This is a genomic window from Modicisalibacter sp. (assembly GCF_055145905.1).
Genome location: NZ_JBSREH010000037.1, coordinates 1 through 14,447 on the forward strand (window position 1 = coordinate 1; position 14,447 = coordinate 14,447).

Annotated in this window: 14 protein-coding genes, 1 other RNA gene and 1 pseudogene; 6 read left to right on the forward strand and 10 right to left on the reverse strand. The window is 71.1% G+C overall.

The annotated features are described in order from the left end of the window. The 6 genes and pseudogenes from ACTCB7_RS11415 to ACTCB7_RS11440 all read right to left on the reverse strand — a co-directional run. Positions 1-315 (reverse strand): annotated as a pseudogene (locus ACTCB7_RS11415) (hypothetical protein); the annotation flags it as partial. Positions 316-330: 15 nt separating this feature from the next. After that, the gene (gene gshB, locus ACTCB7_RS11420; protein WP_224416186.1) at positions 331-1,299 is read right to left on the reverse strand and encodes a glutathione synthase; all 969 of its coding nucleotides are present in this window, start codon (positions 1,297-1,299) and stop codon (positions 331-333) included. Positions 1,300-1,403: 104 nt separating this feature from the next. Continuing rightward, entirely contained in the window at positions 1,404-2,141 is a 738-nt protein-coding gene (locus tag ACTCB7_RS11425) for a CvfB family protein (RefSeq protein ID WP_463006769.1), read from the reverse strand. Between the two features lie 74 nt (positions 2,142-2,215). Next, complete coding sequence (locus ACTCB7_RS11430) at positions 2,216-2,944, reverse strand: 16S rRNA (uracil(1498)-N(3))-methyltransferase (protein ID WP_463006770.1); 729 nt, start codon at positions 2,942-2,944, stop codon at positions 2,216-2,218. Between the two features lie 99 nt (positions 2,945-3,043). Beyond that, positions 3,044-3,529, reverse strand: coding sequence for a protein-export chaperone SecB (gene secB, locus ACTCB7_RS11435; RefSeq protein ID WP_463006771.1), 486 nt, complete (start codon positions 3,527-3,529; stop codon positions 3,044-3,046). Positions 3,530-3,576: 47 nt separating this feature from the next. Beyond that, a complete protein-coding gene (locus ACTCB7_RS11440) occupies positions 3,577-3,996 on the reverse strand; it encodes a rhodanese-like domain-containing protein (protein ID WP_224416182.1) in 420 nt (139 codons plus the stop codon). A 232-nt stretch (positions 3,997-4,228) separates the two neighbouring features. Here ACTCB7_RS11440 and gpmI point away from each other — a divergent pair, with 232 nt between their 5' ends. From gpmI to ACTCB7_RS11455, 3 genes are all read left to right on the forward strand, one after another. Then, positions 4,229-5,803, forward strand: coding sequence for a 2,3-bisphosphoglycerate-independent phosphoglycerate mutase (gene gpmI / locus ACTCB7_RS11445; protein WP_463006772.1), 1,575 nt, complete (start codon positions 4,229-4,231; stop codon positions 5,801-5,803). Between the two features lie 7 nt (positions 5,804-5,810). Then, positions 5,811-6,971 (forward strand): murein hydrolase activator EnvC family protein, encoded by a 1,161-nt coding sequence (locus ACTCB7_RS11450; RefSeq protein ID WP_463006773.1) that lies wholly within the window; start codon positions 5,811-5,813, stop codon positions 6,969-6,971. Between the two features lie 235 nt (positions 6,972-7,206). Further along, positions 7,207-8,550, forward strand: a complete 1,344-nt coding sequence (locus ACTCB7_RS11455) for a S41 family peptidase (protein ID WP_463006774.1) — start codon at positions 7,207-7,209, stop codon at positions 8,548-8,550. On the opposite strand, the gene ACTCB7_RS11460 is transcribed toward ACTCB7_RS11455, so the two are convergent. From ACTCB7_RS11460 to ACTCB7_RS11475, 4 genes are all read right to left on the reverse strand, one after another. Next, entirely contained in the window at positions 8,547-9,785 is a 1,239-nt protein-coding gene (locus ACTCB7_RS11460) for a UbiH/UbiF/VisC/COQ6 family ubiquinone biosynthesis hydroxylase (RefSeq protein WP_463006775.1), read from the reverse strand. The genes ACTCB7_RS11455 and ACTCB7_RS11460 overlap by 4 nt on opposite strands. A 34-nt stretch (positions 9,786-9,819) precedes the next feature. After that, positions 9,820-11,022, reverse strand: coding sequence for a 2-octaprenyl-6-methoxyphenyl hydroxylase (gene ubiH, locus ACTCB7_RS11465; protein ID WP_463006776.1), 1,203 nt, complete (start codon positions 11,020-11,022; stop codon positions 9,820-9,822). A 75-nt stretch (positions 11,023-11,097) separates the two neighbouring features. Further along, entirely contained in the window at positions 11,098-12,435 is a 1,338-nt protein-coding gene (pepP, locus tag ACTCB7_RS11470) for a Xaa-Pro aminopeptidase (protein ID WP_463006777.1), read from the reverse strand. 62 nt (positions 12,436-12,497) lie between these two features. Next, positions 12,498-13,091, reverse strand: a complete 594-nt coding sequence (locus ACTCB7_RS11475) for a UPF0149 family protein (protein WP_463006778.1) — start codon at positions 13,089-13,091, stop codon at positions 12,498-12,500. Positions 13,092-13,230: 139 nt separating this feature from the next. Here ACTCB7_RS11475 and ACTCB7_RS11480 point away from each other — a divergent pair, with 139 nt between their 5' ends. The 3 genes from ACTCB7_RS11480 to ACTCB7_RS11490 all read left to right on the forward strand — a co-directional run bounded on the left by ACTCB7_RS11480 (position 13,231) and on the right by ACTCB7_RS11490 (position 14,434). Continuing rightward, on the forward strand, positions 13,231-13,533 hold the full coding sequence (locus tag ACTCB7_RS11480; RefSeq protein ID WP_463006779.1) for a cell division protein ZapA: 303 nt from the start codon (positions 13,231-13,233) through the stop codon (positions 13,531-13,533). Positions 13,534-13,600: 67 nt separating this feature from the next. Further along, positions 13,601-13,785: non-coding RNA, 6S RNA (gene ssrS / locus ACTCB7_RS11485), on the forward strand. 28 nt (positions 13,786-13,813) lie between these two features. Continuing rightward, positions 13,814-14,434, forward strand: coding sequence for a 5-formyltetrahydrofolate cyclo-ligase (locus ACTCB7_RS11490; RefSeq protein WP_463006780.1), 621 nt, complete (start codon positions 13,814-13,816; stop codon positions 14,432-14,434). Positions 14,435-14,447 lie beyond the last annotated feature (13 nt).

Here is a 14,447-nt window from a genome sequence, read left to right on the forward strand (position 1 = left end):
CGGGGACGACGCCGATTCCGGCGCAGGCGGCGGAGACGGCGCGGCGGGCGTGTCGTGACCGGTCGATTCCGGCCCCGAGGCCGTCTGCGCGGCCTCGGCGATGGCCCGGGCCGCCTGGGGCTCGACGGCCGGCTGGCGCGTCAGCACCACGTCGATCGCCGGCGGTGGCTCGGGGGGCGGCGGCGACCACGTCAGCCCGGCGACCCCCGCCAGCACCAGCGCATGCAGCGCCAGCGCCGACGCGCCGGCCAGCCACTGCCGATAGCGGCGGCTGACCGGGGCGTAGTCGTGCGGGTCGCTCACCGGCGCCGTCATGGCCGCGTTCCCGGCTCAGTGACGGCGCTCGGCGAGCCGCCGCTCGATGGCGTCCATCAGCTCGCCGGCGATGTCGGTGCCGCGCTGGTCGTCGATCTCGCGCACGCAGGTCGGGCTGGTGACGTTGATCTCGGTGATGTAGTCGCCGATCACGTCGAGCCCCACGAACATCAGCCGCTTCTCGCGGATCACCGGCTGCACCTGCCCGATCAGCCAGTGATCGCGCTCGGTGAGCTCGCGACTCACCCCGCGACCGCCGGCGGCCAGGTTGCCGCGGGTCTCGCCGGCCAGCGGCACCCGCGCCAGCCCGTAGGGAATCGGCTCGCCATCGACCAGCAGGATGCGGGTGTCGCCGTCCTTGATCTCCGGGATGTAGCGCTGGGCCATGATCTGGCGCCGGCCGCGCTCGGTGAGCATCTCGAGGATGGAACCCAGGTTGCGCCCCTCGGGGCGCACGTGGAAGATTCCCGAGCCGCCCATGCCGTCCAGTGGCTTGAAGATCACGTCGCCGTGCTCGGCGTGGAAGGCGCGCAGCACCCTGGCGTCGCAGGAGACCACGCTGGGCGGGATGCACTGCGGGAACTGCTGGGCGAAGAGCTTCTCGTTGCACTCGAGCAGCGCCCGGGTGGGGTTGACCACCAGCACGCCTTCCCGCTCGGCGAAGCCCAGCAGGTACACGGCATTGAGGAAGTGGCCGTCGACCGGCGGATCCTTGCGCATCAGGATCACGTCGAGCTCGGCCAGCGGCGTGGCCTCGGGCTCGTCCAGGGCGTACCAGCGCTCGGGGTCGCGATACACCTCCAGCTCGCGCAGTCGGCCCATGGCGCGGCCGTCGCGCAGGTAGAGGTCCTCCTGTTCCAGATAGTACAGCGAGGCCCCCCGGTCCTGGGCGGCCCAGAGCATGGCCAGGGTGGTGTCCTTCTTGTAGGCGATCGCGGCGATGGGGTCCATCACCACGCCGATCTTGAGGGGGCGTTGGCTCATCGGTCTACTCGTCGGCGCCGGGTATCCGGCGGGGAATGATGGCTTGCAGTATGCCGCAGGCCGGCGGCGGACTCCAAGGCGCCCGGCCGCCCCCCGACGGCGCGTCACCGGGAAGCGTCGGTCGAGGTTCCATCGTCGTCGACACGGTGGATACCGTCGGCCTCGAGGCGGATGCGACGCTGCTTGTAGAGCCCGCCGATCGCCTCCTTGAAGGCGCTCTTGCTGACCCCGAGCCGGGCCTTGACCACCGCCGCCGGGCTCTTGTCGGTGAGCGCCAGGAATCCGTCACTCTCGGCCAGCGCGGCCAGCACCCGCTCGCGGGCCTGATCGCGCCGCGCCCCGCCCAGCGGCGCCAATGACAGGTCGAGCCGCCCGTCATCGCGGACCCGGCGCACATAGCCGTCGAGCCGCTCGCCACGCCGCAGGGTGCGGGGCAGGTCATCCTGGTAGAGCAGCCCCCAGACGCGATGCTCGACCACCGCCTTGACGCCCAGCGGTGTGCGGTCGGCGACGACCAGCGTCACCGCATCCCCCGGCGCCAGCTCGTCGCTGGTGTCGGCGATGAAGCGATTGAGGCGCATCGAGGCCACCGGGCGGCTGCGCTCGTCGACGTTGATCTTGACCAGCACGTGGCGCCCCGCCTCGGGCCGGCCGACCTGCTCGCCGAAGGGCAGCAGCAGGTCCTTGGGGCGCCCCCAGTCGAGAAAGGCGCCGCTGTCGTTGACGCTGACCACACGCAACCAGGCCACCTCGCCGATCGCCGGCTGTGGCGCTCGGGCGTCGGCATGTCGCGGGGTGTCGGCAGCGGCGGAAGGCGGGCGCGAAGGGGCGCGTCGGGACATGACGAAGTACCTGCAACAAGGGGAAGGATGACAAGGGCCATTATGCGACCGGGCAGCGCCCGCGGGCAAAGGACTCAGAGATCGCCGAAGTAATGCTGCAACAGCGTCAGCGCCACCACCGGCGCGGTCTCGGTGCGCAGCACGCGCGGGCCCAGGGTCAGCGGCGTGAACCCGGCGTCGCCGGCGGCGGCCACCTCGGCGTCGGCGAGCCCGCCCTCGGGGCCGATCAGCAGCGCCGCCGTATCGACACCGCCGCGCGTCTGCCAGGCGGTCGGCGTGGCCGGGTGCAGCACCAGGCGCAGCGTCTCGTCGCGCTCGCCGAGCCAGGCGGCGAGCGTCGCCGGCGTGTGCACCGGCGGCACGGTGGCACGCCCGCACTGCTCGCAGGCGCTCGCCGCCACGCCGCGCCAGTGGGCCAGCTTCTTCGCCTCGCGCTCGCCCTTGAGGCGCACGTCGCCGTGATCGGTGTAGAGCGGGGTGATCGCCGCCACGCCCAGTTCGACGGCCTTCTGGATGGCGTAGTCCATGCGATCCCCCTTGGAGATCGCCTGGCCGAGGCGCACGGCCAGCGGCGACTCGCCGGCGCCCGGCGCGACCGTGTCGATCCGCGCCACGACCCGCTTGCGGCCGACCTCGACGAGCTCGGCCGCGGCCTCGCGCCCCCGGCCGTCGAACAGCGTCAGCCGCGCCCCCTCGCGCAGCCGCAGCACCGCCGCCACGTGACGAGCTGCGTTGTCGGGCAGGGTCAGGGCGTCGCCGGGGTGCAGCGTGGCATCGACATGAATTCGCGGGCCGGTCGTCACGACACGGGCTCTCCATCGGCTGGCGCTCGGTGAGCGGCGTCACCGGGACGGGTGAAGGGAAGGCATCGCGGGGACCGGGCGCCCCCGCGAACGAGGCACTTACTGGGTGGTTTCGCTGCCCTGGGCCTCGCGCTGCTTCTTCTGGGCGTACATCGCCTCGAAGTTGACCGGCGCCAGCATCAGCGGCGGGAAGCTGCCGCGATTGACCAGGCTGTCGATGCACTCGCGGGCGTAGGGGAACAGCACGTTGGGGCAGAACGCGCCCAGCGTGTGATCGAGCTGGTCGCCCTCGAGGCCGGCGATGCGGAACAGACCGGCCTGCTCGACCTCGACCAGGAAGGAGGTGCTGCCGCTATCGGCGTGGGACACCTGGGCGGTGACCTTGACCACGACCTCGTAGAGGTTCTCGCCGACTGCCTCGTGGGTGGTGTTCAGGTCCAGGCCGACCTTCGGCTTGAACGGCTGCTGGAACACCGCCGGGGCGTTGGGCGACTCGAAGGAGATGTCCTTGACGTAGATCCGCTGCAGGGAGAACTGCAGCTCCTGCTCCTGGCCCTGAGCGGCCTGATTGTTGTCTTCTGCCATCGTGTAGGTTCCTCAAGCTGCATTGGCGACGACCGGGAGGCCGTCGTTCATTTCTTGACCACCGGCAGGTTGTCGGCCTGCCACTGTGCCATGCCGCCCTTGAGCTTGGTGGCCCGGGTGAACCCGGCCTTGCTCAGCTTGGCGACCACGGCGCCGGCCGACTGGCCGTGGCGGCAGACCACGACGACCGGCTTGTCCTTGAACTTGTCGAGCTCGGCCAGGCGATCGTCGAGCCGGTTCTGGGGGATGTTGCGGGCCCCGGCGATATGCCCGGCCTTGAACTCCTTGGCCTCGCGGATATCGACGATGATGCCGTCATCGCGATTGACGAGCGAGGTGGCCTCACTGGTGCTGACACCGTGATTGCCGGTCATGAATTCGTAGGCCAGCCAGGCGATGAGCACCACGACGAAGGCGCCCACCAGCAGCGGATGATTCTGCACGAATTCGAACAACTGATCGATCATGGTCCGGATAACTCTGCTGGGAAATCGGGGTTGGAAATCGGTGCACCGCACCGCCCGAGGAACGGGCGGGCGCCCAGTATACACAAGCCGCCCTGCGGCGTCCGTGACCGGGCCGCGACTGTGACGGCCCCTGCCGCGCTGCGGTATGATGCCATCCGGAGACGTGAGTCGCGAGAACCCGGCGCGCCGACGCCGCGCCGGGAGTCGCCATCACCAACGACGAGGCCCCTTCATGTCAGATGCCACGGTTACCCGGCCGCGCCCGGTCGCGCTGATCATCCTCGATGGCTACGGCCACAACGAGTCGCCCGAGAACAACGCCATCCTGGCCGCCGACACTCCGGTCATGGACGGCCTGAAGCAGCGCTACCCGCATGCGCTGGTGCATACCGACGGCCGCTTCGTGGGGCTGCCCGACGGCCAGATGGGCAACTCCGAGGTCGGGCACATGAACCTCGGCGCCGGCCGTGTCGTCTACCAGGACTTCACCCGCATCACCAAGGCCATCGCCGACGACGAGCTGGGCAAGATTGCCGCGCTGACCACGCCGATCGACGCCGCGGTCGCGGCCGGCAAGGCGGTGCACCTGCTCGGCCTGCTCTCGCCCGGCGGCGTGCACAGCCACGAGGACCACATCCTGGCCATGGCCGAACTGGCCGCCCGTCGCGGCGCCGAGCGCATCTACCTCCACGCCTTCCTCGACGGCCGCGACACCCCGCCCCGGAGCGCCCGGGCCTCCCTCGAGCGCGCCGACGCCCGGCTCGCCGAGCTGGTCGGCGCCGAGAACGGCTTCGTCGCCTCGCTGATCGGCCGCTACTACGCCATGGACCGCGACAACCGCTGGGACCGCGTCGAGCAGGCCTACCGGCTGGTCACCGAGGGCGTCGGCGAGCATGTCGCCGAGTCCGCCGAGGTGGGGCTCGATGCCGCCTACGCCCGCGACGAGAGCGACGAGTTCGTCACCGCCACCAGCGTACGTCCCGCGGGCGAGGCGATCGCCATGGCCGACGGCGACGCGGCGATCTTCATGAACTTCCGCGCCGACCGGGCCCGCGAGCTGACCCGCGCCTTCGCCGAGGACGACTTCACCGGCTTCACCCGTCAGGCACGCCCCCGGCTCGCCGGCGACGGCCTGGTGATGCTCACCGAATACGCCGCCGACATCCCGGCGAGCTGCGCCTTTCCCCCGGCGGATCTGGTCAACACCCTGGGCGAGGTGGTCGCCGAGCGCGGCATGACCCAGCTGCGCATCGCCGAGACCGAGAAGTACGCCCACGTGACCTTCTTCTTCTCCGGCGGCCGCGAGGCCGAGTACGCGGGCGAGACCCGTGAGCTGATCCCCTCGCCGCAGGACGTCAAGACCTATGACGAGAAGCCGGAGATGAGCGCCGTCGAGGTCACCGACAAGCTGGTGGCGGCGATCGAATCCGGCACCTACGACCTGATCGTCTGCAACTACGCCAACGGCGACATGGTCGGTCACACCGGCGACTTCGCGGCGGCCGTGAAGGCCATCGAGACGGTCGATGCCTGCGTCGGGCGCGTGGTCGAGGCGCTCGAGCGCGTCGGCGGCGAGTGCCTGATCACCGCCGACCACGGCAACGCCGAGCAGATGGTCCACCCCGAGACCGGCGCGCCGCAGACCGCCCACACCACCTTCGAGGTGCCGCTGATCTACGTCACGCCGCGCCCGGCCCGGCTCGCCGAGGACGGCCGGCTGTGCGACATCGCCCCGACCCTGCTGACGATGATGGGCGAGGCGGTGCCGGGGGAGATGACCGGCAACGTGCTGGTCCGCTACCCCTGATCGCCGCGTGAGCCTCGGCGCACCGCATCGCCGGCACCTGCGCGGCGTGGCGGCCGTCCTGCTGGCGGGCTGGGCGGCACTGGCCGTCGCCCAGGACGACGAGCAGGCGGCGACCCGGGCCCGGGTCGATCGCCTCGGCCAGGCGTTGCAGGCGCTCGACGCCCGCCTGGCCGATTCCCGTCAGGCCCGCGACGCGGCCACCCGCCAGCTCGAGCAGGTCGAGTCGGCGCTCACCGCGGTCCACCAGCGCCTGGACTCGCTGCGCCGGACCCGGGCGCAGCTCGATGACGAGATCCACGACCTCGAGGCTCAGCGTCGCCAGCTCCGGGGCCGGCGCCGGGCCCAGCGCGAGGCGCTGGCCAGTCAGTTGCGCGCACTCTACCGGCTGGGCGAGGCGCCGCAGCTCAAGCTGCTGCTCAACCAGGACGACCCGGCCCGGCTGGACCGCCTGCAGACCTACCTCAACCATCTGAGCCGGGCACGCACCCGACGCCTCGACGCCATCGCTGCGCTGGACGACCAGCTTGCCGAGTCCGGCGAGCGTCTCGCGCAGCGCCGCCAGCGACTGACGGCCACGCAACAGGCGCTGGAGGTGCAGCGACGCACCCTCGACCAGCGCCAGGCCGAACGCGAGCGATTGGTCGCCAGGCTCGACGCCCGGGTCGAGGACGACCAGAGCCGGCGCCGCCGACTGGCCGAGGCCCGGGATGCGGCGGAGAAGCGTCTCGCCGAGATTCGCGAACGGCTCAAGCGTCTCAAGCAGTCCCCGCCATCCACCGCCATCGAGCGCACACGCGGCGACCTGCCCTGGCCGGTGAGCGGCCGGGTGGTCGCGAGCTTCGGCGACGGTGACGGCGTCGACCGCAACGGCCTGCTGATCGCCGCCCCGGCGGGTACCGAGGTGCAGGCCGTGCATGCCGGCCGGGTGGTGTTCGCCGACTGGATGCGCGGCTACGGCAACCTGCTGATCATCGACCACGGCGACGACGTGATGACCCTCTACGCGCACCTGCAGACCATCGCCGTGCCGGTCGGCGCCCGCGTCGCCGACGATCAGATGGTGGCCCGCGTCGGCAACACCGGCGGGCGTTCGCAGTCTGCGCTGTACTTCGAGGTGCGCCGGGGCGGCGAGCCCATCGACCCGAAACACTGGATCCGTCGACGCTGACGGCTCGGGCCCTGCCGCCATCTCGCGAGAGGCGCCGGGGACAGGTCAGAGAGGGGGTCCTCGGCCAGGGATGGCCGAGGTAGCGCCCAGGGAGGGGTTCACAGCGCCCCCTCGTCGGCCTGTCGCCGGATCAGCCTCGAGCGGTCCCCCGCCACCGGCCGGCCGCGCGCGGGCTGGCCGCGGCCCCGCCGCTGACGCTATGCTGTGGGCTCGTTCGTCGCGTCCCGGAGTCCGCATGCGCGCTTCCCGTTTCCGCTGGCTGCTGCCGGCCCTGTTCCTCGGCGTCACCAGCCTGCCCCTCCCCGCCCACGCCGCACCGCAAGCCGCTGCCGGCGGCGATGACGCCCTGCCGGTGGCCGACATCCAGACCTTCGCCGAGGTCTTCGAGCGCATCAAGCGCGCCTATGTCGAGAAGGTCGACGACGCCACGCTGCTGCGCAACGCCATGCGCGGCATGCTCGGCCAGCTCGATCCGCATTCCGCCTATCTCGACAAGCAGGACTTCGAGGCGCTGCGCGAAACCACCGAAGGCCAGTTCGGCGGCGTCGGCATCGAGGTAGGCATGCAGGATGGCCAGTTGACGGTGATCGCACCGATCGACGACACACCCGCGGCCCGCGCCGGCCTCCAGCCGCAGGACACCATCCTGCGCATCGACGACACGCCCACCGATCGCCTGTCGTTGCAGGAGGCGGTCAACCTCATGCGCGGCGAGGCCGGCACGACGATCACCCTGACCATCCTGCGCCAGGGCGAGAGCACGCCCCGCACCCTGACTCTCAAGCGCCAGATCATCCAGACCGACAGCGTCAAGCACGAGTGGCTGGAGCCAGGCTACGGCTACCTGCGCATCAGCCAGTTCCAGAGCCGTACCGCCGATCAGGTCGATGCGGCGCTTGACGACCTGACCGCCAAGGGCGCGCTCAAGGGGCTGATACTGGATCTGCGCAACAACCCCGGCGGGGTGCTCGACAGCGCCGTGGACGTGGCCGACGCTTTCCTCGATCACGGGCTGATCGTCTACACCGAGGGGCGTCTGCCGGACAGCAACCTGCGCTTCTCGGCCAAGCCGGGCACCCGCGCCGACGGCGTGCCGATGGTGGTGCTGATCAACGGCGGTAGCGCCTCCGCCGCCGAGATCCTCGCCGGTGCCCTGCAGGATCGACACCGTGCGGTCATCATGGGCACCCAGAGCTTCGGCAAGGGCTCGGTACAGCAGGTCATGCCGCTGGGCAACGGCGACGGCCTGAAGCTGACCACGGCGCTCTACTACACGCCCAGCGGCCGCTCGATCCAGGCTCAGGGCATCACCCCGGACATCGAGGTGCGGCGCGGCCATCTCGAAATCGCCAAGGACAGCGGCCTTGCCATCAGCGAGTCCGACCTGGCCGGGCGCCTCGCCAACCCCAACGGCGGCGCCGGGAAGGCCGCATCCGGCGACCGCGCCCCACTGCAGGACTACCAGCTCGGCGAGGCGCTCAACCTGCTCAAGGCACTCAACGTGCTCGGTGATGCGGCGGTCATTCCCCGCCCACCGGCGGACGCCACGGCGACCGCCGGCGACCCGCAACGCCCCTAACGGCAGGTCCGGGGCAGGCGCCCCCGCTCGCCCACCGCCTGGCGCATCATCAGCCGCTTGAGCGGCGTCAGGCGGTCGACGCCCGACAGTCCCAGGTTGCGCGCCAGCCGCAACGCCGGGTGGCCGGCGCCGAACAGCCAGCGGAAGGCGTCCATCAGCGCCAGCATCGCGGCATTGTCGCCACGACGGCGTCGCGCATAGCGGGCGAGGATGCGCACGTCGCCCGGCGCGACGCCCCGGCGGCGGGCCTCGATGAGTTCCTCGGCCAGCACGGCCGCATCCATGAAGCCCAGGTTCACCCCCTGACCGGCCAACGGGTGGATGCTGTGCGCGGCATCGCCGACCAGCGCCAGTCCCGGCTCCACGTAATGCTCGGCATGGCGCTGCACCAGCGGAAAACGATGCACCTCGCCGACCACCTCCACCGAGCCCAGCGAGGCGCCGAAGGCCTGGCGCAGCGCGTCGCCCAGCTCGGTCGGCGGCAAGGCCGCCAGTCGCTCGGCCTCCGCCGGGGTGGTCGACCAGACGATCGAACAGTAATGGGGCGTGTCGTCCAGCGTCAGCGGCAGGAAGGCCAGCGGCCCGGTGGCCAGGAACACCTGCCGGGCGACGCCGCCATGCGGGCGGGCGGTACGCACGGTAGTGACCAGCGCCGCCTGCCCGGTATCCCGGCTGGTCATGGCAATGCCGGCCAGCTCGCGCAGCTGGGAGCGGGCGCCGTCGGCGGCCACCACCAGCGGCGCCCACAGACGCCGCCCGTCCTCGAGCACCAGCCGCCGCCCGCGAGCGGGCGTCTGCAGGGCACTCAGCCGGACCCCGTAGTGACAGCGAACACTCGGCAGCTCGGCCAGGCGCCGCTCGAGCGCGGCCAGCAGCACCTCGTTCTCGACGATATGCCCCAGTACCGACACTCCCGCCTCATCGGCGTGAAAACGGATCTCGCCGCTACCCTCACCGTCCCAGACCTGCATGCCCCGGTACGGGGTCACCCGGCGCTCGGCAGCCCAGCGCCAGACGCCCAGATGGGTCAGCAAGCGCTCGCTGACCGGGGTGATCGCACTGACTCGTGCCGCGGCCTCGCCCCGCCCGGCCGCCTCGGCGTCCAGCGCCGCCGGCCGGGCATCGAGCATGTCTACCGTCATCCCCGCCTCGCCCAGCAGCGCCGCCAGGGTGGCGCCAACCAGGCCGCCACCAACGATGATCACGTCCGCGTCGTTCATTTCCGTCTGTGTCATTTCCGCTCGATCCTTGTGTGGTTGCCCGGCATCGCTAGCGCTCGACGCCCATCGCCCGGCGCGCCAGCGTGCGCCGCAGCGGGCCGACCAGGTTGAGCCCGACCAGCCCGGCGGCCCGGGCGTGCGACAGCAATGGGTGGTCGATGCCGAACAGCCGGATCAGCCCGTCGCTGAAGCGGATCACGTTGTGCCGGTCCGCGGCGCGGCGCGCCTCGAAATCCTGCATCACCGCCATGTCGCCGGGCGCGAGGCCGTCGGCCAGCCCCTGCTCGAGGGCGCCGACCAGATCCATCACGCCGCGCAGGGCCAGATTGAAGCCCTGGCCGGCCACCGGATGCAGGGCATGGGCCGCATTGCCGAGCACCGCCAGCCCTGGGCGCACCGGTTCGCGGGCGGTGACCAGCGACAGCGGATACACATGCCGCCGGCCGACCCGGGTGAAGCGCCCGGCGCGCTCGCCGAAGGCCTTCTGCAAGCGTGCCAGGAAGTCGCCATCGGACAGCGCCAGCGTGGCCCGCTCGGCGCCCTGCTCGTGGGTCCACACCAGCTCCATGCGCCGGCCCGGCATGGGCAGCAGCGCCAGCGGGCCGTCCGGGGTGAAGCGCTCGTAGGCGATGCCGCGATGGGGCCGACTGACCTCCAGCGTGGCAATCAGCGCGCTCTGCTCGTAGGGGGTAGCGTCGCTGTTGATCCCCAGCCGTTCCTTGAGCCCGGAGCGCCCGCCGTCGGCCAGCACCGTCAGCCCGGCCTCCAGGGTGTGGCCGTCCGACAACGTCAAGCGGTGCCCGCCGTCGCGCGGGGCCAGCGACTCGACCGTCGCCGGGCAGTGCCAGTGCAGCGGCAGTTCGCCCAGACGCTCGTGCAGCACCCTCCCCAGCCAGGCATTGGGCAGCACGTAGCCCAGCGCCTCGACGCCCATCTCGGCCGCGCTCAGGCGCACGGCGCCCAGCCGCCCGCGTTCGCTGACGTGGATGGTGTCGATGGCGGTGGCCTCGCGCGACAGGGCCGGCCACAGATCGAGCGCCGCGAAGTGGCGGCGCGATCCCTGGGCGATGGCGCTCGCCCGCGCATCGAAACTCGGCTGGTAGTCCGCCGTGCGCGACTCGCCGAGCGGCGCCGCCTCGATCACCGCGACGCGCAGCCCCGCCCGCCGGATCAGCGGCGCCAGCGCGCAGCCCAGGCTGGCGCCGACCAGGCCGCCGCCGACAATGGCGATATCCACCGACTCACTGGCCATCCCACCTCCCGGTGTAATCATTGATACGAAATTACGATCATTACGTACTTAGCGAATCCATCTCAGTTGTGCTGGTCAATTATTGACCATCAGGGCCTCGATCTCCGCCACCCGCTTGGGCACGTCGGCCGTCAGCACCTCGTGCCCCGACGCCGTCACCGCCACATCGTCCTCGATGCGGATGCCGATGCCGCGCAGGGCCTCGGGGATGTCATCGTCCGCGGGAATGTAGAGGCCCGGCTCCACGGTCAGCACCATGCCCGGCGCCAGTGGGCGGGGCTCACCGTCAACGCGGTAGTCGCCGACGTCATGCACATCCAGCCCCAGCCAGTGCGAGGTGGAGTGCAGATAGAAGCGGCGATAGCTGCCGTCCTCGATGCGGGCCTCGAGATCACCCGTCAGCAGCCCCAGCTCGATCAGCCCGCGGGTCAGATCGCGCACCACGCCCTGGTGAATCTCGACCAGCGTCGCCCCCGGGCGCACCGCGGCCACGGCGCGCTCCTGAGCGGCCAGCACCACCTCGTAGACGGCGCGCTGGGCGTCGCTGAAGCGCCCCGAGACCGGGAAGGTGCGAGTGATGTCGCCGGCGTAGCCCTCGAACTCGGCCCCCGCGTCGATCAGTACCAGCGTGTCCGCGGCCAGCGGCGCGGCGTTCTCGACATAGTGCAGCACACAGGCGTTGGCACCGCCGCCGACGATGGTGCCGTAGGCCGGCCCGGCGGCGCCCTGCCACAGGAACTCGTGCTCGAGCTCGGCCTGCAGCTGGTACTCGTGGCGGCCGGGGCGCGCCGCCTGCATGGCGCGGACGTGGGCCCGGGCGGAAATGCGTGCGGCATGGTGCATCAGGGCCAGCTCGGCATCGCTCTTGATCAGCCGCTGCTCGTGGAGCCGAACCGAGATGTCTTCCAGCGCCCGCGGCGCCACGGCGCCACGCCGCGCGCGGGCCTTGAGGGCGCGGCGCACGTCCTCGGCCAGGGCCACGGCCTCCGGGTCGTCGAGGGGCAGGTAGAGGGTTTCGCGTCCGTCGAGCAGGGCCTCGAGGCGCTCCTCGCGCTCGGCATTGGCGAACGCCTGATCGACGCCGAAGCGCTGCGTGGCGGCCTCGGCGCCGATGCGGATGCCGGTCCAGGCCTCCTGCGTCGGATCCTTGTCGAGGCAGAACAGCACGCTCTCGCCCTCGGCGCGGCCGGGCAGCAGTACCAGCAGGGCATCCGGCTCGGGGAAGCCGGTCAGGTAGTGGAAGTCGCTGTTCTGGCGGAAGGGATACTCGCTGTCGTTGCTGCGCGTGACCAGCGAGGCCGCCGGCATCAGCACGGCGCTCGCGGTGGGCAGCCCGCGCATCAGCGTCTCGCGGCGGACGCGGTATTCATCGGGCCCGATGGCGCTCGGGCGGGCGAGGGATTCGGGGGCCATGATCGCTCCTGGGCGGAATGGAGGAACGTTGCGCAGGGCCCGGCGCGACGGCCGGGCCACACTCAGTTCGGCGTTGTCGTGTCGTCGGTCTGGTCGGGCTGCTCGACCTGGGGCTTGCCGGGGTGCTGCTCGGTATACAGCAGCATCGCCGCCATGCGCGCATGCTCGGCCAGCGTGAACAGGTCGTTCTCGTTTTCGGGCGAGTCATCGATCTCCAGCTCGTCGAGATTGGCCAGGGTTTCCAGGTCCTCGATCGCCTCGCGCAGGTTGGCCGACCAGGCATCGCGGGTGTCGCCGCCGACCTCGCCGACCACCTCGAGAAAGCCCAGCGTCCATTCGCGCAGCCCCCGGGCCCGCTCGGCCAGCGAGAACAGCTCGTCCGGCAGCAGGGGCTCGTAGTTGAGCGACGCCGCGGACAGCGCATCGAGCGCCTGGCGCCGCCAGCCCAGCAGCACCGCCGCGTCGTCGCGGTCACGGGGCTGCTCGACGCCCATTGCCTGGCATACCTCCTCGAGCCAGGCATCGGCGGACAGGTCGTGAAGTGCCAGCGCGGCACTCAGGCGCCCATCCAGGAAGGCCGGGGACTGCAGGCTGCCGTGGGCCAGGAACACATCGGCCACGGTGGAAAAGTCGAGTTGCTCGTTGATGATGGACATGCCGGTCTCCCGTGATTGGCGAGAGGCGGCGCGGCACGCCGTCTCCGGCGCGTTGACCCGCTATCGGCGCCTCTCTATAGTGCTCGAACCGTTTCATCTTATCGCACGGGCCAGGGCTTGGCCCCTCCAGGAGACTGGCATGAGCGACGACAACCGGTCGACCGTCGAGATCACCCTGCTGGGGCGCAGCTTCGTGATTGCCTGCTCTCCCGATGAAGAGGCCGCCCTGCAGCGCGCGGCCCGCTATCTCGACCGCGCCCTGCAGGGCGTTCAGTCTCACAGCCCGACGATGGCCACCGAGAAGGTCGCGCTGATGGCGGCTCTCAACATCAGCCATGAGCTGCTCCAGGCACGGGACGAGAATCAGGCCCGCGAGGCGCAGCTGGAACGCCTCGACCAGCGCCTGGCCCGCGCCCTGGGCGATGCCGCCCCCTCGCCGTGATACTTTCCGTGACACTTGCTGCAAAAACAGCCCTTTGGCCGGCGGCGTGGCTCTGATAGGATGAAGAGGTTCCCTGGTGTGTACGCCAGTCGTTGAAGTCCCTCGAGCCTATGCGCAGTACCCAGGGGGCCAAATGCTAGACAGGCCCGTGTGCATGTCCGTGCGACGGAAAGCCTGACGGTCTGTCTGCGGCCACCCACCTTGAACCTATGGGTTCAAGGGCCAGAACGACAGCGGCACTCCGGGGAACCTCACGAATACCCGCCGCTGATGGAATCCCGTGACCGAGCCCGTGACCCGTGACGCCCAGCGCCGCGCCCTACGACGTACCCTGCGTCAGCGCCGCCGCGCCTTGAGTCCGCGCCAGCAGCGCCTGGCTTCCGAAGCCCTGTGCCGCCGCCTGCGCCGCCTGCCGGAGATGCAGCGGGCCCGGCGCGTCGCCCTCTACCTGCCCAACGATGCCGAGATCGATGCCACCCCGCTGATCGCCTGGCTGCGCCGCCGGGGCGCCCGGGTCTATCTGCCGGTGCTGCGACCGCTGGCCGAGAATCGCCTGTGGTTCGTTCACTACCACGCGGCCACGCCGATGGTGAGCAATCGCTTCGGTATCCGCGAGCCCGATACCCGGCACGGGGCGCATCACGCACGTCAGGTGCCGCCCTGGGCGCTGGATCTGGTGCTGATGCCGCTGGTCGGCTTCGACGATCAGGGCAACCGCCTGGGCATGGGCGGCGGCTTCTATGACCGCAGCTTCGCCTTCACCCGTCAGCGTCGCCCACGCCCGCGCCTGATCGGCGTGGCCCACGACTGTCAGCGCGTCGACGCGCTGCCCGTGGCCGGCTGGGACATCCCCCTCGACGCCATCGTCAGCGACCGCCGCGTGGTGCGCCCCGAGTCCTGAAGGGGCCGACACC

Excerpts from the sequence above, each read along its gene's own strand:
- gpmI (WP_463006772.1), top strand. The coding sequence starts at position 4,229 with ATGTCAGATGCCACGGTTACCCGGCCGCGCCCGGTCGCGCTGATCATC.
- ACTCB7_RS11455 (WP_463006774.1), top strand. The coding sequence starts at position 7,207 with ATGCGCGCTTCCCGTTTCCGCTGGCTGCTGCCGGCCCTGTTCCTCGGC.
- ACTCB7_RS11475 (WP_463006778.1), bottom strand. The coding sequence starts at position 13,091 with ATGTCCATCATCAACGAGCAACTCGACTTTTCCACCGTGGCCGATGTG.
- ACTCB7_RS11460 (WP_463006775.1), bottom strand. The coding sequence starts at position 9,785 with ATGACACAGACGGAAATGAACGACGCGGACGTGATCATCGTTGGTGGC.
- gshB (WP_224416186.1), bottom strand. The coding sequence starts at position 1,299 with ATGAGCCAACGCCCCCTCAAGATCGGCGTGGTGATGGACCCCATCGCC.
- pepP (WP_463006777.1), bottom strand. The coding sequence starts at position 12,435 with ATGGCCCCCGAATCCCTCGCCCGCCCGAGCGCCATCGGGCCCGATGAA.
- ACTCB7_RS11480 (WP_463006779.1), top strand. The coding sequence starts at position 13,231 with ATGAGCGACGACAACCGGTCGACCGTCGAGATCACCCTGCTGGGGCGC.
- ubiH (WP_463006776.1), bottom strand. The coding sequence starts at position 11,022 with ATGGCCAGTGAGTCGGTGGATATCGCCATTGTCGGCGGCGGCCTGGTC.
- ACTCB7_RS11440 (WP_224416182.1), bottom strand. The coding sequence starts at position 3,996 with ATGATCGATCAGTTGTTCGAATTCGTGCAGAATCATCCGCTGCTGGTG.
- secB (WP_463006771.1), bottom strand. The coding sequence starts at position 3,529 with ATGGCAGAAGACAACAATCAGGCCGCTCAGGGCCAGGAGCAGGAGCTG.
- ACTCB7_RS11425 (WP_463006769.1), bottom strand. The coding sequence starts at position 2,141 with ATGTCCCGACGCGCCCCTTCGCGCCCGCCTTCCGCCGCTGCCGACACC.